Source organism: Phytobacter sp. MRY16-398 (assembly GCF_003925915.1).
Taxonomy (GTDB): domain Bacteria; phylum Pseudomonadota; class Gammaproteobacteria; order Enterobacterales; family Enterobacteriaceae; genus Phytobacter; species Phytobacter diazotrophicus.
Genome location: NZ_AP018756.1, coordinates 5,202,334 through 5,222,399, shown reverse-complemented (window position 1 = coordinate 5,222,399; position 20,066 = coordinate 5,202,334). Strand labels below are relative to the sequence as shown.

General features: G+C 52.9%; 21 protein-coding genes. 11 read left to right on the top strand and 10 right to left on the bottom strand.

Translation table 11 applies throughout. The annotated features are described in order from the left end of the window. Positions 1-30 precede the first annotated feature (30 nt). From MRY16398_RS25495 to pyrL, 5 genes are all read right to left on the bottom strand, one after another. The gene (locus MRY16398_RS25495; protein ID WP_039077732.1) at positions 31-489 is read right to left on the bottom strand and encodes a transposase; all 459 of its coding nucleotides are present in this window, start codon (positions 487-489) and stop codon (positions 31-33) included. A gap of 198 nt (positions 490-687) precedes the next feature. Then, positions 688-1,074: a 2-iminobutanoate/2-iminopropanoate deaminase gene (gene ridA, locus MRY16398_RS25490; protein WP_012134342.1), complete on the bottom strand. Its 387-nt coding sequence runs from the start codon at positions 1,072-1,074 to the stop codon at positions 688-690. Positions 1,075-1,198: 124 nt separating this feature from the next. Next, a complete protein-coding gene (gene pyrI, locus MRY16398_RS25485; protein ID WP_039077731.1) occupies positions 1,199-1,660 on the bottom strand; it encodes an aspartate carbamoyltransferase regulatory subunit in 462 nt (153 codons plus the stop codon). Between the two features lie 12 nt (positions 1,661-1,672). Then, positions 1,673-2,608, bottom strand: a complete 936-nt coding sequence (gene pyrB, locus MRY16398_RS25480; RefSeq protein ID WP_039077730.1) for an aspartate carbamoyltransferase — start codon at positions 2,606-2,608, stop codon at positions 1,673-1,675. Beyond that, a complete protein-coding gene (gene pyrL / locus MRY16398_RS30730; RefSeq protein WP_072039708.1) occupies positions 2,601-2,747 on the bottom strand; it encodes a pyr operon leader peptide in 147 nt (48 codons plus the stop codon). Before pyrL ends, pyrB begins: the two co-directional genes overlap by 8 nt. 275 nt (positions 2,748-3,022) lie before the next feature. Between pyrL and MRY16398_RS25470 the strand changes: the two genes are divergently transcribed. The 6 genes from MRY16398_RS25470 (at position 3,023) to MRY16398_RS25445 (ending at position 9,784) form a co-directional block, all read left to right on the top strand. After that, on the top strand, positions 3,023-3,475 hold the full coding sequence (locus MRY16398_RS25470) for a YhcH/YjgK/YiaL family protein (RefSeq protein ID WP_125125444.1): 453 nt from the start codon (positions 3,023-3,025) through the stop codon (positions 3,473-3,475). A gap of 536 nt (positions 3,476-4,011) precedes the next feature. Beyond that, positions 4,012-4,986: an SIS domain-containing protein gene (locus tag MRY16398_RS25465; RefSeq protein WP_039077727.1), complete on the top strand. Its 975-nt coding sequence runs from the start codon at positions 4,012-4,014 to the stop codon at positions 4,984-4,986. Positions 4,987-4,996: 10 nt separating this feature from the next. Further along, positions 4,997-5,827, top strand: coding sequence for a PfkB family carbohydrate kinase (locus tag MRY16398_RS25460; protein WP_125125728.1), 831 nt, complete (start codon positions 4,997-4,999; stop codon positions 5,825-5,827). Between the two features lie 89 nt (positions 5,828-5,916). Continuing rightward, positions 5,917-7,485 carry an amidohydrolase gene (locus MRY16398_RS25455; protein ID WP_125125443.1) on the top strand — a complete coding sequence of 523 codons (1,569 nt, stop codon included), beginning with the start codon at positions 5,917-5,919 and terminating at the stop codon, positions 7,483-7,485. Between the two features lie 68 nt (positions 7,486-7,553). Beyond that, a complete protein-coding gene (locus MRY16398_RS25450) occupies positions 7,554-8,972 on the top strand; it encodes a YfcC family protein (RefSeq protein ID WP_125125442.1) in 1,419 nt (472 codons plus the stop codon). Positions 8,973-9,058: 86 nt separating this feature from the next. Then, positions 9,059-9,784, top strand: coding sequence for a GntR family transcriptional regulator (locus MRY16398_RS25445; RefSeq protein ID WP_125125441.1), 726 nt, complete (start codon positions 9,059-9,061; stop codon positions 9,782-9,784). A gap of 87 nt (positions 9,785-9,871) precedes the next feature. On the opposite strand, the gene argF is transcribed toward MRY16398_RS25445, so the two are convergent. Further along, entirely contained in the window at positions 9,872-10,876 is a 1,005-nt protein-coding gene (gene argF, locus MRY16398_RS25440; protein ID WP_071193518.1) for an ornithine carbamoyltransferase, read from the bottom strand. Then, the gene (gene argL, locus MRY16398_RS31480) at positions 10,846-10,941 is read right to left on the bottom strand and encodes a putative translational regulatory protein ArgL (protein ID WP_380081253.1); all 96 of its coding nucleotides are present in this window, start codon (positions 10,939-10,941) and stop codon (positions 10,846-10,848) included. The genes argF and argL overlap by 31 nt, the downstream gene beginning before the upstream one ends. 97 nt (positions 10,942-11,038) lie before the next feature. Between argL and rraB the strand changes: the two genes are divergently transcribed. The 3 genes from rraB (at position 11,039) to MRY16398_RS25425 (ending at position 13,186) form a co-directional block, all read left to right on the top strand. Further along, the gene (gene rraB, locus MRY16398_RS25435) at positions 11,039-11,461 is read left to right on the top strand and encodes a ribonuclease E inhibitor RraB (RefSeq protein WP_125125440.1); all 423 of its coding nucleotides are present in this window, start codon (positions 11,039-11,041) and stop codon (positions 11,459-11,461) included. 47 nt (positions 11,462-11,508) lie between these two features. Then, positions 11,509-12,267: a tRNA isopentenyl-2-thiomethyl-A-37 hydroxylase MiaE gene (miaE, locus tag MRY16398_RS25430; protein WP_039077720.1), complete on the top strand. Its 759-nt coding sequence runs from the start codon at positions 11,509-11,511 to the stop codon at positions 12,265-12,267. Positions 12,268-12,358: 91 nt separating this feature from the next. Beyond that, on the top strand, positions 12,359-13,186 hold the full coding sequence (locus MRY16398_RS25425) for a topoisomerase II (RefSeq protein WP_125125439.1): 828 nt from the start codon (positions 12,359-12,361) through the stop codon (positions 13,184-13,186). A gap of 49 nt (positions 13,187-13,235) precedes the next feature. Here MRY16398_RS25425 and MRY16398_RS25420 read toward each other — a convergent pair whose 3' ends face one another. Then, complete coding sequence (locus MRY16398_RS25420; RefSeq protein WP_125125438.1) at positions 13,236-13,739, bottom strand: GNAT family N-acetyltransferase; 504 nt, start codon at positions 13,737-13,739, stop codon at positions 13,236-13,238. A gap of 178 nt (positions 13,740-13,917) precedes the next feature. Here MRY16398_RS25420 and MRY16398_RS25415 point away from each other — a divergent pair, with 178 nt between their 5' ends. After that, positions 13,918-15,108: a YjgN family protein gene (locus MRY16398_RS25415; protein WP_172600687.1), complete on the top strand. Its 1,191-nt coding sequence runs from the start codon at positions 13,918-13,920 to the stop codon at positions 15,106-15,108. A gap of 208 nt (positions 15,109-15,316) precedes the next feature. Continuing rightward, on the top strand, positions 15,317-16,519 hold the full coding sequence (locus MRY16398_RS25410) for a YjgN family protein (protein WP_125125436.1): 1,203 nt from the start codon (positions 15,317-15,319) through the stop codon (positions 16,517-16,519). Positions 16,520-16,661: 142 nt separating this feature from the next. Here the strand turns inward: MRY16398_RS25410 and MRY16398_RS25405 are convergent, their stop codons facing one another. Both MRY16398_RS25405 and holC read right to left on the bottom strand, forming a co-directional pair. After that, complete coding sequence (locus MRY16398_RS25405; protein WP_079497727.1) at positions 16,662-19,517, bottom strand: valine--tRNA ligase; 2,856 nt, start codon at positions 19,515-19,517, stop codon at positions 16,662-16,664. Next, on the bottom strand, positions 19,517-19,960 hold the full coding sequence (gene holC, locus MRY16398_RS25400) for a DNA polymerase III subunit chi (RefSeq protein WP_039076903.1): 444 nt from the start codon (positions 19,958-19,960) through the stop codon (positions 19,517-19,519). Before holC ends, MRY16398_RS25405 begins: the two co-directional genes overlap by 1 nt. Between the last annotated feature and the right edge of the window lie 106 nt (positions 19,961-20,066).

Genomic DNA, 20,066 nt, shown 5'->3' with positions numbered 1-20,066 from the left:
ATCGACCTGAAGCCGTTTTGTTCAGGTCGATTATCTCAAGATCAGGTGCACGAACAGATACCCCAGTGAGCAGAGGAAAAGAATAATCAGGCACCAGCTTAACTGATAAAAGACATTATCCGCTCCTAAGCCTGAACGTGCGAGGGAGGTATCTCCTTCCTTGATATGTTCTGCAGACAGCGCGCGATAGCGGCGGATGTAACGCAGGCAGTAAAGTAAGACAAAGGGAATAACCCAACTGGCAACGGGTTTTGAGAAAATAAAAGCGAGCAGTAAAGTCGAAATCAAGAAGCCCAGAAAGACGTAGGACGCGGTTTTTTCTGCTTGTTTTAACTCACCGCGTATCCGTTGGGCGTGTAATTCTTGCCAGCGTCGAAGCGTGCTCGGGCTGAATCCAAATTTCTCGCACAATACGTTGTTGGGAACCCCATTTTTGGATTGTTGAAGAAAATCAGCAATCTGTTCCTCAGTGAAACGTACTTTTGCCATGATCATCCCTCCATGGCGGCTATTAATATGTTTTCAGCGAGATTAGCGGCGTACCACGATGGCTTCAATCGCGATTTTTACCGCCTTTGGCAGATGAGTCACTTTAAGGCATGTGTGAGGGAGATCCCCGGTGGCGCTGCCGCTGACCGGGGCTACGTGGTGCCCGGATAAGGCGCTTGCGCCGCATCCGGGAAAGCCTTAGCGGCGTACTGCGATGGCTTCAATCTCGATTTTCACATCTTTCGGCAGACGCGCCACTTCTACGCACGAACGCGCCGGGAAGGTGGCGTTGTGCTCGGTAAAGAATGCTTCGTAGGTCGCGTTAACGGTAGCGAAGTCGTTCAGATCTTTCACAAACACCGTCGTTTTCACGATATCGCCCACTTTAAGGCCTGCGGCTTCCACGATAGCTTTCACATTTTCCAGCGACTGACGCGCCTGGGCAGAAACGTCGTCCGGCACGCTACCGGTTTTCGGATCCACCGGGATCTGACCGGAGGTGATGATCATGCTGCCGAGATCAACACCCTGAACATAAGGGCCGATTGCTGCTGGTGCATTTTCCGTCGCGATAGTTTTGCTCATGATTTCTCCTGAATTACAGCGGTAATAAGGTCGGGGCTCATTATACCCGTCATACTTCAAGTTGCATGCTTGTTGGCCAGGTTTGTTCGCCCCAGTCACTGACTTGAGTACACCTTTGCATCAATTACCCTGCCAGTACCACAGAATGCGAAAACTCTTTTTCACAGTATTTGCATTTCAGGGCGATATCGTGTGGGCGTTTCTTCACCGCGAAGCTGGAGGCGACCGGTTCAGCATGGCTGATACAGTTGCTGTTCGGGCAGACCAGCACGCTGTCGATGCGATCCGGCAGGTTCGGATGAGACTTGCTCACCACTTCATAGTTGTCGATGCGGTTTACCGTCGCCTGCGGGGCATACAGCGCCAGTTGGTTAACCTGCTCATCCGTCAGGAAGGTATTCTCGATTTTGATCAGGTCCTTGCGGCCCATTTCGCCTGACGGCAGGTTCAGACCGATAGTGATACGCTGCTCGGTTTCCGTCAGCTTGAATAGCGTCAGCAGCTTAAAACCTACTTGTGCCGGAATGTGGTCAATCACCGTACCGCGATTGATCGCTTCAACCTGGAGTTTATTGTCGTGTGTCATTGTCGCTTCCTCCTACAGAGCCAAATCACTATTCAGAACCAGTGCCAGCAGTGCCTGGCGCGCAAAGATGCCATTACCGGCCTGTTGGAAATACCAGGCGTGCGGCGTTTTATCCACGTCGGTAGTGATCTCATCAACGCGTGGCAGCGGATGCAGTACTTTCATGTTGCCGCGTGCGCCGATAAGGTCGCTGGCGCGCAGGATGAACTGGGCTTTGACGTTGGCATATTCTGATGGATCCAGACGCTCTTTCTGCACGCGGGTCATATACAGAATATCGACCTCAGCCATCACCTCTTCGATGCTGGCGTGAATGCTCCACGCCAGCCCTTTCTCATCGAGCATGTCGAGAATGTACTGCGGCATGGCCAGCGCATCCGGGGCGATAAAGTAGAAGCGGTTGCCGTTGAACTTCGCCAGCGCCTGCGCCAGCGAGTGCACGGTGCGGCCATATTTCAGGTCACCGACCATCGCGATGTTGAGGTTCTCCAGGCGGCCCTGGGTTTCCTGAATGGTGAACAGATCCAGCAGGGTCTGAGTCGGATGCTGGTTAGCACCGTCGCCCGCGTTCAGAACAGGAATGCCGCCGGAAAATTCGGTCGCCAGACGGGCGGCGCCTTCCTGTGGGTGGCGCATCACAATCGCGTCCACATAGGTGCTGATAACTGAAATCGTATCCGCCAGCGTTTCGCCCTTCTTGCCGAGCGAGGTGTTGCTGCTGTCAGAAAAACCCACCACGCTCGCCCCCAGGCGATGCATGGAGGTCTCAAACGACAGGCGGGTACGCGTTGAGGCTTCAAAGAAGCAGCTGGCGATCACTTTGTGCTTGAGTAACTCCGGCTGCGGGTTGGCTTTCAGCCGGGCGGCAGTATTCAGCACCAGTTCAAGTTCTTCGCGGCTGAGATCGTTTATGGAAATGATATGTTTTTGATATAGCGGGTTAGCCATGTTTATCTCCTGACGACTGCGCAAAAAAAAGCCCCTCAATAGAGGGGCTATGGAATGGGGTGGGCAACGGGAAGAAAAACGGCAGGCCTGCGTCCTTTTTCAGACGCCCAGGGACATTATGTCGAACACACTGGACCATGCTTCCTCCCGGCAAATTGTCCGCGATTATACTCAGCTACTTTTCGGTTTCAAGCGATTAATGCAACATTTGCGTCAGGCAATCGGTTTATTTGCATATAAATGCATATTTAATAAATAAGTAATTACTTTGCGGGCGTGTGAATAGTCGTACTGACAATCCGGTGGAATAAACATGCGCAAGCGCAACTCTTCGCTAAAAAGGGGTGGTGAGCATCGCCATTTTTCCGTATAAAAGCTAAAAATGAAACGATGTTTTATCTTGAGGAGATAGCTATGATCGTTGGCAACATTCACCACTTACAAAGCTGGTTGCCGGAAGAACTGCGCCAGGCCATTGAACATGTCAAAGCCCGCGTGACGGATGCCACCCCGACCGGGAAGCACGATATTGACGGTAACAACCTGTTTTATCTCGTTTCTGAAGACATGACTCAGCCGTTTGCCGAGCGCCGCGCGGAATATCACGCCCGTTATCTGGATATCCAGATTGTGCTCAAAGGTCAGGAAGGGATGACATTCAGTACGCTGCCCGCAGGCGCGCCGGACACCGACTGGCTGGCAGATAAAGATATCGCGTTCCTGCCGGAAGGCGGTCAGGAAAAAACGGTGGTGCTGAGCGAAGGGGATTTTGTGGTGTTCTACCCAGGCGAAGTCCATAAACCGCTGTGTGCCGTGGGCGCGCCCGCACAGGTGCGTAAAGTGGTTGTGAAGGTTTTAGTAGCCTGACTCGCGTTACCCGTTTCCCCTCATCCTACCGGGGTGAGGGGAGCGATCGCAGTGCGAAGCACCGATTTCTTTGCGGGGCCGCAGGGATTGTAAAGGGGAACGCGGTGTTCCCCTTTACCCGTTCACGTGTCCGAAGGTGACATTTCGCCATGAACATAAGGTGAACGGAACCCGCCTCCTGAGCCGCATTTTCCCCCTCACCCTAACCCTCTCCCCAAAGAGGAGAGGGGACCGTTCGTGCTCGCATTTTTGTGGGGATTCCTCACCCCCGGGGGAGAGAGAGAAAGCCGGTCGTAGCCCGGGTAAGCGCATGCACACCCGGGAAAACATCCAACTACCCCTCCACCCTTATCAGAGCTACACGAACAGCGCACCCAACGAATCTGACTTTCCACTCTCCCTCCCTGCCTGGCTTCTCCTTACCACATCGCATAACGAAAACATGATGGCGATCTCATTAATACGTATTATAACGTATTAATGTTATTCCGAATTCAATATCCCTGCGTCTAACTTATGTGGAGATTTTCAACGTTATGAATATCAAAGAAATTATTGAAAAACTGGCGGGAAATGTTAAAGACAATGGCGGGATTCGCCAGGTGTTTCTGGTGGCATGCGGCGGTTCGCTGGTGGATATGTATCCGGCAAAATACTTCTTCGACAGCGAAGCCACCACGCTGCATGTGGGCATGTACACCGCGAATGAATTTGTTTATGCCACCCCGAAAACCCTCAGTGAAAACTCACTGGTCATTGTCTGTTCGCACGGCGGCAATACGCCGGAATCGGTCGCGGCGGCAAAACTGGCGCGTGCGCATCAGGCGCAAACCGTGACCCTGACCCACAACGAACAGGCGAAGCTTATTCAGCACGCCAGCCATAACATTCTGTATGCCTGGGGCAACGATACCAATGTCGTTGATAACCCGATGGCGATTATCCTCAGCCTGTGCGTCGAGGTACTCAATCAGGTGGAAGGCTATGCGGCTTATGCGGATTTTCAGCAGGGCATGGAACAAATCAACGGCGTTATTGCAAAAGCGCGTCAACAGGTGGCTGATCGCTGCCAGCGCTTTGCCCGTCGTTATCAGGACGAAAAATTGTTTTATATCCTTTCCAGCGGTGCGTCCTATGGCCATGCTTACGGCTTCGCCATCTGTTCGTTAATGGAGATGCAGTGGCTGCACGCCGCGCCCATTCACTCCGGCGAATATTTCCACGGGCCGTTTGAAGTGACCGATAAAGAGACGCCGTTTATCTTACTGATGAACGAAGGTCGCACCCGCGTGATGGATGAGCGGGCTAACGCTTTCCTTTCCACCTACGCAGAAAAAGTGGAAGTGGTTGATGCAAAAGAGCTGGGTATTGGCGTGCTCCCTCCGCGCGTCGTGGAGTTCTTTAACCCGGTGCTGTTCTACAGCATTATGTGTGAATATCGTTCGGCGCTGGCGGATATTCGTCAACACCCGCTGGAAACACGTCGCTATATGGGACAAGTCGCGTATTAAGGAGAGCATGATGAAAGTCATAGGCGTTGGCGATAATGTCGTCGATCAGTATGCCCATATTCGTACGATGTACCCAGGCGGCAATGCGCTTAATTTTGCAGCTTATGCCTCTATGCTGGGCCATGAAGCGGCGTATCTGGGTATTTTTGGCAATGACAGCGCGGCAAAACATGTTATTTCCGTACTGGACGAACTGGGTGTCAGACATCCGCACTGTTTATATGTCTCCGGGGAGAATGGTTGTGCGCAGCTTAAAATAGAAGATGGCGAGCGAATATTTCTCGGATCAAATGCCGGAGGTATTCGTAAAACAACCTCAATGGATTTTATTTTCCATCATACGGACTATCTGCGGGAATATTCTCTCATTCACAGCGGTTGTTATAGCTATATGGAAGAACAGCTTCCGGCATTACAGCAACTGGGTGTGCCCGTCTCGTATGACTTCTCGGATGATTTTGTACTCGAAGAGGCGTTGCCGCTTTGCCAGTATGTCGATTTTGCCTTTTTCTCCTGCGCTGATTACAGCCTTGAGCAGACGCGAGACATTATTCAGCAGGCGCACGATAGTGGCAGTCGGATTGTCTGTGCCACGCGTGGCAGCGAAGGGGCAATTCTGTTTGATGGCAAACAGTGGTATCAACAGGCCCCGGAATATGTCACCCCTGTGGATACGATGGGGGCAGGCGACGCGTTTATTACCGCCTTCCTGTGCCATTATCTTGCACAGACAAATATCCCGGATGAAGAAGCGATTCCTGCAAGCCTTAAGCAAGCCGCATTATTTTCGGCGAAAATCTGCCTCAAAGAGGGGGCTTTCGGCTACGGTGTTCGCTATTAAATAACGCTATCTAAATAGGTTTTTATTTCGCTCATTTTATGAGGGGAAGGGGCGCGGTTTTGCGCTTTCTCCCCAATAAGGAAAGAGTTATGCCTGAATATCATACTGCTGATCTTATTCTGCGGTCGGATAATATATTTACTGCCGACAGCGATGAATTATTTTCTGGATATATTGTTATAAACCACGGCGTTATTTCAGCGATACTTGCAAACGATGAAGATATTAGCCCGTGGCGCGGCCCCACTACCCATTTTCGCGATCTCGGCGAGCGGCTAATTTGTCCTGGTTTTTGTGATAATCACACCTTTTTCACGGGGTATATGAGCATGCATCGCGGCGTAGATCTTAGCGCCACGAACACTAGCGCGGCGGCACTATTGCTGCTCAAAAAAGCGGAGCAGGATCTGCCTGCCGGAAAAAGCCTGTACGCGTGGGGCTGGTCTGCGGCGCAGTGGGGAGCGTTACCTGCCAGTGCAGAACTTGACGACGCTTTTCCCTGTCGCCCGGTGGTCGCGATTAATAGTGACAAGAGCTATTGCTGGATGAATCAGGCAGCGATCGCTCGCTACGGGTTCACGCCTGACGACTGTAGCGCGGAGTCACGTGTGCACCTGCTTACAGAAATGCTTAACGACGCGGGGCAGGTAAAAGAAGAGTTGCGCGCCTTTATGGCGATGCTGGCGACGCGCGGTATAACGGCAATTAAAGATGTCTGTTTTGATGATGCTCCCGCGCTGCTGGACGCCTGGGCCGGGCTTGAGGCGAATGATGAATTGTCACTGCGCGTCAGCCTGGTCAGTGAGCCAGTGGCCAGCGCCGCTAATTTTACTTTTGCCCGCCAGGCGCGTGACCGTTTTCACTCTGACCGGCTGCGTTTTCATGGCTTTAAATTTATGGTGGATGGCGTGATTGCCGATTACACCGGCGACATGTTGCAGCCTTATACCGACCGGCCGCACACGCATAACGAAAAACCGGTGGATTACGCGCTATTGCGCCAACAGGTGCTGGAGGCCGACCGGCTTGGGTTTAATTGCTGCCTGAACGCCGAAGGGGATGCCGCCATACGTCATTGCATCGATATTTTCGCGGAATGTCACCGCGCCAATCCTCCCCGAGTGCGCCATCACGCCTTAAGCGATCTCGAGTGCCCGCATCCGGACGATATCCCACGTCTTGCCGCACTGGGCCTTTCTGCTGAGGTCTACGCGCAGATACTGCTGCTTAATCAGAGCGCGTCTGACGCCTATATGCGTGAGCGCGGAGGCGAAGCCAGAGAGAGGCAGTTCTTTAACTATGCCGCGCTGTTTAATGCCGGGGTTCTGGTGACCATCGGCACCGATTTGCCGCTGTTTATCCCCAGTATTCCCGATGCGATCTATGCGGCCTGCTGTCGCCATTTTGCCGATGGTTCGCCACCGGAAGGGTGGTATCGCGAACACGGAATGACGCGAACACAGCTTCTGAAAGCCTGGACCATCAACGCCGCCGTTCAGCATGGCATGGGGGCACAGACCGGAAGTCTGGCCGTGGGCAAGTGCGCGGATATTGCCGTGTTCGACCGCAACCTGCTCACCTGTGCCGATGATGAAGTGCGTAACGCGCGCGTGGTGCTGACCCTGATGGATGGCCGTACAACACACGATGTTTTATAGACGCCCGCCTTCACGCGCACAGACGACGTGATGACAGGCGATAAAGCGAATTCTTACCGAGGCAGATTATGCGTATTCCAACAATAAAATGGGCCGTACCCCACTGCTACGCTCTGATCTTTTTTATCATTGTTGTGGTTGCCGTTTTAACGTGGTGCATCCCCAGCGGCAGCTTTGACTATCACGCGGTCACTTTACCGGGTGGCGAGACCAAAAACCTGGTGGTGCCCGGCTCTTATCATGTACTTGAAAAAGTCACCGCTGATGGTGACTTACGACAGGGGCTTTCGGCCATTCTTGCCGCTCCCTTAGAAGGCATCATTAAAGCAGCCGATGTGATCGCCTTTGTGCTGATAGTCGGTGGCGCGTTTGGCATTATTATGCGGACCGGCGCCATTGAGCGCGGCCTGCTTGCGCTGGCGCAGCGGCTGGCAGGCAAAGGGATTCTGGTGATTCCGCTGTCGATGACGCTGTTCAGCCTGGGCGGTGCGACTTTCGGCATGAGCGAAGAGGTCATTCCGCTCTATGCCATCTTCATTTCACTGATGTTCGCACTGGGTTATGACTCCCTCACCGCCATTTTGATCTTATTTCTGGGGACGCAGATTGGCTACGTCGGCGCGATGACCAACCCCTTTTCCGTGCTTATCGCCCAGGGCGTTGCCGGTATTCAGGGCAACCCACAGCTCTGGCTGCGCGCCATTGCCTGGGTGGTTTTTACCGCGATGTCGATTATCTTCACCATGTGGTACGCCCATCGTGTGAAGCGTGACCCGAGCAAATCACCGTCGTATGAAAGCGACTCCCAGAACCGCTCGCTGTTTATGGGAGAGCAGACAGGAACGGTACACTTTTCGCTGAGTGACCGGTTGATCATCATCGCCTTTGTACTCGCGCTGGCGGTCATCTCCTGGGGGCTCATCACCCGTGGCTGGTATATGGTGGAGATTGGTACCGTCTTTTTAGCTCTGGGGCTGTTTGCCGGTATCGTCAGCAGAATGTCTGTGAGCGATGTGGCGGAAAGCTTTGTCGATGGCTGCAAAGAGTTTGTCTATGCTGCGGTCGTTATCGGCCTGGCGCGCGGCATTCTGGTTGTGGCGGATAACGGCAAAATCATCGACACCCTGCTCTATGGCCTGTCGGAAATGCTGGATGGTTTACCGCAGTATGCTTTTACGACGCTAATGCTGGTGAGCCATAACATCATCACCTTCTTCGTGCCGTCCTCTTCGGGGGAAGCGGCGTTAACCATGCCGGTGCTCGCACCGCTGGGCGATCTGGTTAACATCAATAAAGAGGCGATGGTGATGGCCTATCAATTTGGTAACGGGCTGACCAATCTTATTTCGCCCACCGGCGGTGTGCTGCTGGCCGGGTTGTCGATTGCGCGCGTAGGGTTTGGTCAGTGGCTGCGGGTGATTATGCGCCTGTTTCCGCTGCTGTGGATCACCAGCGCCATTTTTGCGGCCATCTCCGCCTGGGTTTAAGCGCGCTATGCGCGCCGGCATAGTTTGCCGTGCGCGCATCGACTATAATCCGGGTTCAAATCATTGGCCCTGTTGGTGAAAACGCGATGTTGAGTAATGGACTGCAACAGCATACCGCTGTCCCGCTATACAGACAGTTGAAGGACAAAATCCTCAGCGATATCTCCTCCGGTAAACTTGCGGAAGGGGCGAAAATACCCACCGAAGTTGAGCTGAGTGAGCTGTATGACATTAGCCGTGTGACGGTGCGTAACGCTATTAAAGAGCTGGTGGACGAAGGCTATCTGGTTAAGAAACAGGGAAAGGGCACCTTTGTTTGTCTGCCGAAGATTGAACGTAAAGTGGTGCATCTGCTGAGCTTTACCGATGCCTGTGACAGCAGCCATCTGACTACCGCCAGCAAGGTGCTGCGTACCGCTATCCTCGACGATTATCACCATGTTCGCGAAGCGCTGCGCTTAGCTGACGACGACTCGTTGCTCTATATTCAACGCCTGCGTCGCGCGGGGGACCAGCCTTTGATGCTGGAGAATAACTACTACTCGCTCAAGCGATTTGGTTTTTTACAGCAGGAAGATCTGAGCGGTTCGTTGTATCAGCTTTTACGCGAAAAGTACGCGATCCGCCCAACCCATGCCGGGGAGACCACCGTGGAGATGGTGCGCGCCCACGGCGAGACGGCAACGCTGCTGGAACAGCCGCTCGGAGAGCCGCTGTTTTTAATGAAGACACTGATTCTGGATGCTGACTACCAGCCTATTCACTATGGCGAGCAGCTTATCGTTGCCGAGCGGTATAAATTCAATTTTTGAGATGCGGGTGATTTTCCCGGTTGCGCTGCGCTCATCCGGGCTACGCCTGAGTGTAGCCACGGTAGGCGTAGCGCGCTGTGGAAATGATTACTGAGCCAGGGTCGCGACCATCACCGCTTTGATGGTGTGCATGCGGTTTTCCGCCTGATCAAACACAATACTGGCCGACGATTCAAACACCTCGTCGGTCACTTCCATTCCGCCGTGCAGACCGAACTCTTCAGCCATCTTCTTGCCAAGCGTCGTCTGGTCGTCGTGGAATGCAGGCAGGCAGTGCAGGAACTTCACATCCGGGTTACCGGTCAGCGTCAGCATCTGGCTATTCACCTGATACGGACGCAGCAGGTTAATGCGCTCGGCCCACTTCTCTTTCGCCTCGCCCATCGATACCCACACGTCGGTGTAGATAAAGTCTGCCCCTTTCACCCCTGCGGCGATATCTTCGGTCAGTGTAATATTGCCACCGTTTTTCTCTGCCAGCGCTTTACACTTCGCTACCAGACTGGCTTCCGGCCAGCAGGCTGTCGGGGCGACGAGGCGTAAATCCAGCCCGGTCATCGCCGCTGCTTCCAGCATGGAGTTGCCCATATTGTTACGCGCGTCGCCTGCATAAACCAGCGTCATTTCATTAAACGCTTTGCCCGGCAGGTGCTCTTGCATGGTCAACAGGTCAGCCAGCAGTTGCGTCGGGTGAAACTCATTGGTCAGGCCGTTCCACACCGGAACACCGGCAAACTGCGCCAGGGTTTCGACGATCTCCTGGCCATAACCGCGATACTGAATACCATCGTACATTCTGCCGAGTACGCGTGCGGTATCCTTAATTGATTCTTTATGCCCAATCTGACTGCCGCTTGGGCCGATCCAGGTGACGCGAGCGCCCTGGTCAAATGCGGCAACTTCGAAAGAGCACCGGGTGCGAGTTGAGTCTTTTTCGAAGATGAGCGCGATGTTTTTTCCGGTAAGCTTTTGTTCTTCTTTGCCGTTTTTCTTATCGGCTTTCAGTTTGGCGGCGAGTTGCAGCAGAGCGTTGATTTCAGCAGGGGTAAAATCGAGCAATTTCAAAAAATGTTTCTGGTAAAACGACGACATGGTTCCCTCACCTGGCTAAAGCCACTTATTGAATTAAAATTCAATTTATATGTATGAATATTCATTTGCAAGCCAAATGAATAAATCTTTTCCGCCAGGAGTGGAGGCATTGCCAACGGTATGTGACAATATCTCTATCTGCCACATTATGAGGAATGAGCCATGGCGAACCCGGAACACCTGGAAGGACAGCGCGAAGAGACGCGTCTGATTATTGAAGAATTGCTGGAAGATGGCAGCGATCCTGATGCGCTCTACACCATTGAGCATCACCTGTCGGCAGATGACTTCGAGACGCTGGAAAAAGTGGCCGTCGAAGCGTTTAAACTGGGTTACGAAGTGACCGAGCCGGAAGAGCTGGAGCTGGAAGAGGGCGAAGTCGTGATTTGCTGCGACATTCTGAGCGAATCCGCCCTGAAAGCCGAGCTGATTGACGCGCAGGTGGAACAACTGATTAACCTGGCCGAGAAATTTGATGTCGAATATGACGGTTGGGGCACCTACTACGAAGACCCGAACGGTGAAGACGAAGACGGCGACGAAGATGAATACGAGGATGAAGACGACGACGGCGTACGTCACTAAGTCTTCCCTGTGCGGCAGCTACGGCTGCCGCAGTGCAAGGAACAGCCATGGATTACCCGCAAATACTCTCCCCGGTTTTACACTTTCTGCATTGCCCAACACCTCAGGCCTGGATAGATAAAGCCCGCGACCCGCAAAACCTTCCGCTGTTGCTCACCGATCATATGGTCTGCGAATTAAAAGCCGCGCAAACCGCCATGCTGCTGGTGCGTAAATATGTGGCGGATAAAAGTGGGGCCGATGCGCTACTTGAATGGCTGAAACCCTATGAAGCTTTTACCTTTCGTGAAGGGCCGGAACCGGACTTTGTAGCGTTGCACAAGCAGATCGCCAAAGGCGCGATGCCGAAAGCGGATGATCCGTGGGGCAGGGCGCTGATCGACAGCATGGTGCTGCTTATCAAAGAAGAGTTGCACCATTTCTGGCAGGTACGCGAAGCTATGCTTGCCCGCAATATTCCTTATGTGAAAATCACTGCCAGCCGCTATGCGAAAGGGATGCTTAAAGGTGTGCGTACCCATGAGCCGCTTACGCTTATCGACAAGCTGATTTGCGGTGCCTATATCGAGGCGCGCTCCTGCGAACGTTTTGCCGCGCTGGCCCCGTATCTGGAAGAGGAATTACAGAAATTCTATCTGTCATTGCTGCGTTCCGAAGCCCGCCACTATCAGGATTATCTTGCGCTGGCACAACAGGTCTCGGAAACGGATATCGCGCCACGGGTTCGCTATTTCGGTGAGATCGAAGCCGAACTGATCACCTCGCCGGATCCCGAGTTTCGTTTTCACAGCGGCGTGCCGGGCTGACCTGCCAGAATCCGTAGTTATTTCGCTCGCCAGGTGACAATCCTCGCCGGGCTGGTACAACAATCAGCAAAATGGTTACAAGGAACCTGAAATGAACTGGACGTCTATTCTACTCTCCGCCTTCGTCGCTGGCCTGGCGACAGCACTGACGCAGTATCTGCGCCGGAAAGGGAAAATCGGCGGCATCACCTCGGCGGTGATTGTTGCGGTTGCTATTGTGGTCTGGAACGTGGGCTATCGGCAGTATATTGCACCCTTACTGCAAAATAGCGGTGAGTCGCAAATGGACGTGGCGTTCCGTGCGATAAGCAGCATGCCGACATACCAGGTGTTGCGTGAACAAGAACCGCAGTTGCTGGAAACTATTCGCAGCACGGCGAAAAAAATGGAAAAAGAGGGGAAAACTCCTCAGCAGATTATTGATTATATTCAACCGCAGATCGTCGGCGTACAGATGGTGCGTTTACAAAACGCCCCGGATGAGAACGTGATTGCTTATATGCAGATCAATATGGAGCAAACCGTGGCCATTCAGAAAGTCAGCGATGATAATTGCTTTCGTTTCCTGTTCCCGGCGGTGAAAGGGGGGATCAATCCCGCGAAAATGTTGTCGAGCGATTTCCTGATGAAACGCATGAATATTGATGCCGCGATGATGCGCGCTGCCTACGGCGTCAACCGACACACGGTGACAGATAAAGAGCGCCAGGACGCTCAGCAGCATCTGCAGCCAATTATTGCGGCTCTGGTCAAGAAATACGGTCAGGATATTGAGATCATGCCGGACCCGCGCAAAGGCGTCGGCAAAGAGAAAGTCGCCTGCGACATTGTGCAGGATTTGTGGCGTAACGTGCTGACGTTGCCCCAGGATCAGGCTGCGGGAATGATTCGTCTGATTATGGCGCCGGAGAATCAGTAAAGAAGAGGTTCCGGTCCTTTCCGGTAGAAAAGGAAAGGGCCGGGAACAATTACAGTGTTTTCAGCATTCGCACTTCGCAATCCACATGCCCGGTACAGCCCAGCGGCCCGCTGATATGGCTAAACCCGAGATGCTCATACAGGCCAATCGCCTCTTTTAAGAACGCGGTAGTTTCCAGATAACAACGGGTGAAGCCCTGCGTACGGGCGTGTTCAATCGCCAGCAGCGCCAGTTTCTTCGCCAGCCCCTGACCGCGTGCGGCAGGCAGGAAATACATTTTTTGCAGTTCGCAAATATCCGGCTCGCTACATTTCAGCGGGGCGACACCGCCGCCGCCCACCACCTGGCCATCCTGTTCCACCACCCAATAGGCGTGCCCCGGCTGGCTGTAGAGTTGGTACAGCTCGTCCAGATTGGGGTCCGCCACGGTATAGCCTTTATCAGCGGTAAGACCGTATTCGGCAGAAACCCGACGAATAACGGAGGCAATCGCGGCATTATCGTCGGCAGTCATCCGGCGTAATGTAACGCTCTGCTTGGCCACAACATTCATACATTCACTCAATAAAATACATTCATTTATACGCGTATTTAATAGCACTCTCTGAAAGTGGCTGCAAGTCGTTTAATTGTGATGTGATTTACGGGGGGATACGTTATCGTAGCGCGCTTCACGGAAGTGATAATCATTATTTATCAAATCAATGTTTATATTTAAGGATGATGTAGTTATGAACGGTGATATCCGTTATACGAATAATTCCCGACAAACATTTATATTTCATGGCAAGGGTCTGGATTATTTTTTAATTTCTCTGGTTAATGTTCTGCTGAGTATCATTACGTTAGGGGGTTATATCCCCTGGGCAGTGGTGCGCTCCCGGCGCTACGTGTACGAAAACATGGAGTTAAACGGTGCACGCTTTGGCTATCATGCAAAGGGTGGCGCACTGTTTATAAGTTTCTGGTTAATGTCAATAATCCTTTTTGTCGTTATCTATACCGCAGAGATGCTTCATTCATTATTAGGTTATATTGCGATATTTCTTCTAATGTTGATCATGCCTTTTTTTATGGTGAAAAGCCTGCAATATAATGCGCTGATGACCACATTAAATAATGTCCGCTTCGCCTTTCATTGTTCAATGAAAAAAGCCTGGTGGGTAATGATGGGCCTGCCGACATTACTGGCTATTTTATTATGCGTGGTTCTCTATGGTATTGGGAGTATGATGTTCAGCGGTTACAATTTTGACAGCTTACTGGCGAAGATTATTACTCTGGCACTGCTCGGAATCGTGGGCATGGGCGTGAGCAATGGCTATGTGTATGCCAAATGGCTATCTCTGATCGGGAAAGGTGGTCAGTTCGGCGTCCATAAATTCGATATTCGTGTCAGCACGAAGTACTGTATTAAAGCCTGCCTGTTCTCATTAGGTATTCTGGTTCCGTTTATGGGGCTAATGTTTTACTTACTTTCGATCTCCAATAGCAGTATGGCGATGCTGCATACGATTAACGGCTCGGAGGATTTCGAGCCCTCAGGGTTTCCAGGGCAAATTCTGCTGTGCTATCTGCTCTATATTGGCGGCATTCTGATCTCATCGGCTTATCTCTGGCAGGCCTTCCGCAACCATTTAATGAATGGTTTGACGCTGGCGGAAGGACGTATTCGTTTTACTTCCACCCTGACGTTCTATGGCGTTGTGATACAACTGGTTTTGCTGGTCTTCGTCTCCGGGATCACGCTCGGCCTTGCCTATCCGTGGATGAAAATACGTTTTATCCGTTACCAGGCCCTTCATACCCATGTTGGAGGAGATTTGGACGACGTAGTGTTGACGGATCATGACGAGCAGGTTGAAAAGGGTTTTATCGCCCTGCTTTCCCGCGGCGTGATGCCGATAGCTCCTTTCATATAAAACCAAAAGGCCGGACTCTGCTTCGGCCTTTATTTGCTTTTATCGTCGTTTTCCTGCCATACCATCACTTTTCTGTGCTGACAAGACCAGTAATATTGGGCGCTACATTTTTAGTACAAAGTTTACTAAACTTAATAACGGAAATAAAAATACCGCAATATTTCTATGGCTTAATTAGCGTTGTTTCTGATTTACGATAAGGATTGTTATGACTTTTGAAAATGGTGGTGCTGCGGCGACGCCTTCCCGGAATTTTGTGTTCCAGGGCAGTGGCGCGGGATATTTCTGGATCTGGCTGGTAAACGTTTTACTCACCATCGTTACCCTCGGGTTGTTTCTGCCCTGGGCGCTGGTGCGTGCCCGCCGTTATTTTTATGAGAATACCGATCTGGAAGGGGCGCGTTTTTCTTACCACGCCACCGGACGTTCAGTATTTGTAGGCTGGCTGTGCCTCATGGCGCTGTATATCATATTTCTGATTAACATGGCGCATAATAACGTGGTGTTATCCCTATGTATGATAGGGTTGTTTTTACTTTTCTTCCCATGGCTGGTGACGCAGGGCCTGCGTTATCAATTCCTGATGACGGAAATTAATAATGTGCGCTTTAGCTTTTACGCCAGCCCGCTGCGCGCCTGGTGGGTTATGCTGGGCTGCCCGTTGTTAATTATGACGGTCTCTGTGGTGGTGTTTTCGCTGTTTATGTCGAGCACTCTCAGCATGGGTTCCTATACCGCGATTATTGTGGGTATTGGCGTTGGTACGCTGGCGTTGCTGCTGGGTTCCGCCATTATGCAGGGGGTTTATACCGCCCAGTGGTATGGCATGCTGGTGAATAATCTGCAGTACGGTACGCAGAAATTTGCCGCAACCTACTCCATCAAGAAGTGCATCTGGATAGCGCTGTTCTCCATGCTGCTGCTCTTCCCGTTCCTGGCACTGGCGTTGTTTATCATCGTGCCGGCCTTCTTTACGCTGATGCAATATTCCCAGGCGGTGGGCGATAGCCCGGAACAATTGGCGATGTTAGCCGGGCCATTCTACGGCAAAATCGCGCTGGCCTATCTGGTTTACCTGTTCGGTATTATTGTCTGCTTTATCTATGCCTTCGTGAAAATGCGTAATTATATTTACGGGCAGGTCACGCTGGCCGGGCATATTCGCTTCTCATCAACCGTGACTATTGGGCGCGTGCTGTGGTTGTCTATCAGCAATACGCTGGTGTGCATGATTACGCTTTTCCTGGCATATCCATGGGCGAAAGTCCGCTTTACCCGCTATGTGCTGGAAAATACGCATGTTCACGGTGAGTTGCAGAATCTGACGCTGGAAAACCACGGTCAGCAACCGGCAAAAGATCCGGCGAACCTGCTGGCGCGCGGGTTGTCATTCTTCCCGGCGGTGTTTTAAGTCAGACGTTCCCGGATGCGTGATGCTGTTTGTAGCCCCGGTAAGCGCAGCGCCACCGGGGATTACCTGAGAGTTTCCCCCCTGAATTGTGGGACAAAAAAAGCCGGGCTATCGAAGCCCGGCTTTTTCATGTGCAGCCTGATTACAGCGCGCTAATAACGGCCTGCTGTTCAATCAGCTTGGTTTTGGCCTCTGCATAGCCGTCCAGCTTCTCACGCTCTTTGGCAATCACCGCTTCCGGTGCGCGCGCCACAAAACCTTCGTTGGACAGTTTGCTTTCGATACGGCCAATTTCCGCGTCGATCTTCGCCACTTCTTTCGCCAGACGCGCCAGCTCGTCTTCTTTGTTAATCAGACCTGCCATGGGGATCAGCAGCTCCGCGCCATCGATAATCTTGGTCACGGAAACCGGACCTTTATCATCGGCTGGCAGAACCGTGATGCTTTCCAGACGCGCCAGATTCAACAGGAAGCTGCGGTTGTCATTTACGCGACGCTCCGCATCTTTACTGCAACCACGCAGCAACAGTTCCAGCGGTTTGCCCGGGGAGATGTTCATTTCGGCACGGATATTACGTACCGCCACGATCGCCTGTTTCAGCCATTCGGTATCAGCCAGCGCCGCTTCATCAACCTGAGACGCATCGTACTGCGGGATAGGCTGCAGCATGATAGTGTCGGCGGTAATGCCTTTCAGCACTTTCACGCGCTGCCAGATGGTTTCCGTGATAAACGGAATGATCGGGTGCGCCAGACGCAGCAGCGCTTCCAGCACGTTCACCAGCGTGTTACGCGTGCCGCGCAACTCTGCCTCAGAACCGCCGCTCATCACCGGCTTGGTCAGCTCCAGATACCAGTCACAGAACTGGTTCCAGGTGAATTCATACAGGATGCCCGCGGCAATATCGAAGCGGAAGTTATCCAGCGCTTCACGGTATGCTTTCACGGTCTGGTTGAATTCCGCCAGGATCCAACGGTCCGCCAGCGACAGTACCATCTCGCCGCCGTTGAAGCCGCAATCCTGGTCTTCGGTATTCATCAGCACGAAACGGCTGGCGTTCCACAGCTTGTTACAGAAGTTGCGGTAACCTTCCAGACGCTTCATATCCCAGTTGATGTCGCGACCGGTCGAGGCCAGCGCGGCCAGGGTGAAGCGCAAGGCGTCGGTGCCGTGCGGCTCAATGCCGTTCGGGAACTGCTTCTCGGTGCGCTTGCGGATTTTTTCCGCCAGTTGCGGCTGCATCATATTGCCGGTACGTTTCTCCAGCAGATCCGCCAGAGAGATACCGTCCACCATATCCAGCGGGTCAATAACGTTACCCTTGGATTTGGACATCTTCTGGCCTTCGTCATCACGAATCAGACCGGTCATGTAGACGGTATGGAACGGCACCTGCGGCTTGCCGTTTTCATCTTTGATGAAGTGCATGGTCATCATGATCATGCGGGCAATCCAGAAGAAGATGATGTCGAAGCCAGAGACCATCACGGTGCTCGGGTGGAACTGACGCAGGGCATCGGTGTTTTCCGGCCAGCCGAGGGTAGAGAAGGTCCACAGGGCAGAGGAGAACCAGGTGTCCAGTACGTCTTCGTCCTGGCGCAGGGCAACATCGGCGCCCAGGTTATTTTCCTGGCGCACTTCGGCTTCGTTACGACCCACATAGACATTGCCGTTGTTGTCGTACCACGCCGGGATGCGGTGGCCCCACCATAACTGACGGGAGATACACCAGTCCTGAATATCGCGCATCCAGGAGAAGTACATGTTTTCGTACTGCTTCGGCACAAACTGGATCTCGCCATTCTCAACCGCCTCTACCGCCGGTTTCGCCAGCACGTCGGCACGTACATACCACTGGTCGGTCAGCATCGGTTCGATAACCACGCCGCCACGGTCGCCGTAAGGTACGGTCAGGTCATGCGGTTTGATCTCTTCCAGCAGGCCCAGCGTGTCAACGGCAGCAACGATGGCTTTACGCGCCGCAAAACGTTCCAGTTTCTGGAACTCCGCCGGGATTTCATTTGAGTAGACGTCGGATTCGTTGCCTTTGGTGTCGTACACTTCCGCCGTTTCGCGGATATCGCCATCAAAGGTCAGAATGTTGATCATCGGAAGCTGATGACGACGGCCCACTTCGTAGTCATTAAAGTCGTGCGCCGGGGTGATTTTCACGCAGCCGGTGCCTTTTTCCATGTCGGCGTGTTCGTCGCCCACGATAGGAATACGGCGATTCACCAGCGGCAGAACCACATATTTACCGATCAGGTCTTTGTAACGCGGGTCTTCCGGGTTCACCGCCACGCCGGTATCGCCCAGCAGGGTTTCCGGACGGGTGGTGGCGACGACCAGATAATCTTTGCCGTCGGCGGTTTTCGCGCCGTCAGCCAGCGGGTAGCGAATGTGCCACATGGACCCTTTGGACTCGCGGTTTTCCACTTCGAGGTCGGAAATCGCGGTGCGCAGTTTCGGGTCCCAGTTCACCAGGCGCTTACCACGGTAAATCAGGTCTTCTTTGTAGAGGCGGACAAAGACTTCTTTCACGGCGTTGGAGAGCCCTTCGTCCATGGTGAAGCGCTCGCGCTCCCAATCCACGGAGTTACCCAGACGGCGCATCTGGCGGGTAATGGTGCCGCCGGATTCTGCCTTCCACTGCCAGATTTTTTCGATAAAGGCGTCGCGGCCATAATCGTGGCGGGTTTTACCTTCTTCGGCGGCAATCTTACGCTCAACCACCATCTGGGTTGCGATACCCGCGTGGTCGGTACCGGCCTGCCACAGGGTGTTTTTGCCCTGCATGCGCTGGTAGCGAATCATGGTATCCATGATGGTCTGCTGGAAGGCGTGACCCATGTGCAAACTGCCGGTGACGTTCGGCGGAGGGATCATGATGCAGAAGCTTTCCTGGCTTTCATCGCCATTCGGTTTGAAGTAGCCCTGCTTTTCCCAATGCTCGTAAAGCGGCTGTTCGATCTCTTGGGGGTTGTATGTCTTTTCCATTATTTCCAGGTTGCCGTGTTCAGGTTGAAACCAGCCATGCGATAGGCTTTATAGCGTTCGCGAGCCAGTTGTTTCAAAGAATCTTCGTAAGGAACGAAGTCTATCACTTCTGTGAAAGCGGTGGCAAAATCTGCAAAGTTTGTCCGCAAACTGATGAGAATATCGCGCGGGCTGCCGTTGCGCTTTTGCGGCCAGGCTATCTCAACAGGCGCACCGCCTCTGGGGCCTTCTCCGGCGAGGTTATGCGGTACAAAACTCTCCGGCGGCCTTGCCCACAGCGCTTCATCCAGTCGCAGCGCCTGCTGCTCGTCTTCACAGGCAATCAGCACGCGTTTGCCATTGCGCCAACGTTCTGCGGCAACCTCACACACCAGTTGTTCCACGGCGCTCAGGCCGTCGACGGTGGTCTCATTGTCCAGAAGATAAAACGTGGCGTTCTTCATGATATGGGGCTTCTTGTGGTGAATTTAAATCGTACACCCTCACCCTGTCATTCGCCCTCAAGAGAGAGGGCGAATGCCATCCCCACGCCCCTTAGGGGAGAGGGGA

What these genes read in the sequence shown, in the direction of transcription:
- MRY16398_RS25495 (WP_039077732.1), bottom strand. Translation starts at nt 489, where the DNA reads ATGGCAAAAGTACGTTTCACTGAGGAACAGATTGCTGATTTTCTTCAA.
- ridA (WP_012134342.1), bottom strand. Translation starts at nt 1,074, where the DNA reads ATGAGCAAAACTATCGCGACGGAAAATGCACCAGCAGCAATCGGCCCT.
- pyrI (WP_039077731.1), bottom strand. Translation starts at nt 1,660, where the DNA reads ATGACACACGACAATAAACTCCAGGTTGAAGCGATCAATCGCGGTACG.
- pyrB (WP_039077730.1), bottom strand. Translation starts at nt 2,608, where the DNA reads ATGGCTAACCCGCTATATCAAAAACATATCATTTCCATAAACGATCTC.
- pyrL (WP_072039708.1), bottom strand. Translation starts at nt 2,747, where the DNA reads ATGGTCCAGTGTGTTCGACATAATGTCCCTGGGCGTCTGAAAAAGGAC.
- MRY16398_RS25470 (WP_125125444.1), top strand. Translation starts at nt 3,023, where the DNA reads ATGATCGTTGGCAACATTCACCACTTACAAAGCTGGTTGCCGGAAGAA.
- MRY16398_RS25465 (WP_039077727.1), top strand. Translation starts at nt 4,012, where the DNA reads ATGAATATCAAAGAAATTATTGAAAAACTGGCGGGAAATGTTAAAGAC.
- MRY16398_RS25460 (WP_125125728.1), top strand. Translation starts at nt 4,997, where the DNA reads ATGAAAGTCATAGGCGTTGGCGATAATGTCGTCGATCAGTATGCCCAT.
- MRY16398_RS25455 (WP_125125443.1), top strand. Translation starts at nt 5,917, where the DNA reads ATGCCTGAATATCATACTGCTGATCTTATTCTGCGGTCGGATAATATA.
- MRY16398_RS25450 (WP_125125442.1), top strand. Translation starts at nt 7,554, where the DNA reads ATGCGTATTCCAACAATAAAATGGGCCGTACCCCACTGCTACGCTCTG.
- MRY16398_RS25445 (WP_125125441.1), top strand. Translation starts at nt 9,059, where the DNA reads ATGTTGAGTAATGGACTGCAACAGCATACCGCTGTCCCGCTATACAGA.
- argF (WP_071193518.1), bottom strand. Translation starts at nt 10,876, where the DNA reads ATGTCGTCGTTTTACCAGAAACATTTTTTGAAATTGCTCGATTTTACC.
- argL (WP_380081253.1), bottom strand. Translation starts at nt 10,941, where the DNA reads ATGAATATTCATACATATAAATTGAATTTTAATTCAATAAGTGGCTTT.
- rraB (WP_125125440.1), top strand. Translation starts at nt 11,039, where the DNA reads ATGGCGAACCCGGAACACCTGGAAGGACAGCGCGAAGAGACGCGTCTG.
- miaE (WP_039077720.1), top strand. Translation starts at nt 11,509, where the DNA reads ATGGATTACCCGCAAATACTCTCCCCGGTTTTACACTTTCTGCATTGC.
- MRY16398_RS25425 (WP_125125439.1), top strand. Translation starts at nt 12,359, where the DNA reads ATGAACTGGACGTCTATTCTACTCTCCGCCTTCGTCGCTGGCCTGGCG.
- MRY16398_RS25420 (WP_125125438.1), bottom strand. Translation starts at nt 13,739, where the DNA reads ATGAATGTTGTGGCCAAGCAGAGCGTTACATTACGCCGGATGACTGCC.
- MRY16398_RS25415 (WP_172600687.1), top strand. Translation starts at nt 13,918, where the DNA reads ATGAACGGTGATATCCGTTATACGAATAATTCCCGACAAACATTTATA.
- MRY16398_RS25410 (WP_125125436.1), top strand. Translation starts at nt 15,317, where the DNA reads ATGACTTTTGAAAATGGTGGTGCTGCGGCGACGCCTTCCCGGAATTTT.
- MRY16398_RS25405 (WP_079497727.1), bottom strand. Translation starts at nt 19,517, where the DNA reads ATGGAAAAGACATACAACCCCCAAGAGATCGAACAGCCGCTTTACGAG.
- holC (WP_039076903.1), bottom strand. Translation starts at nt 19,960, where the DNA reads ATGAAGAACGCCACGTTTTATCTTCTGGACAATGAGACCACCGTCGAC.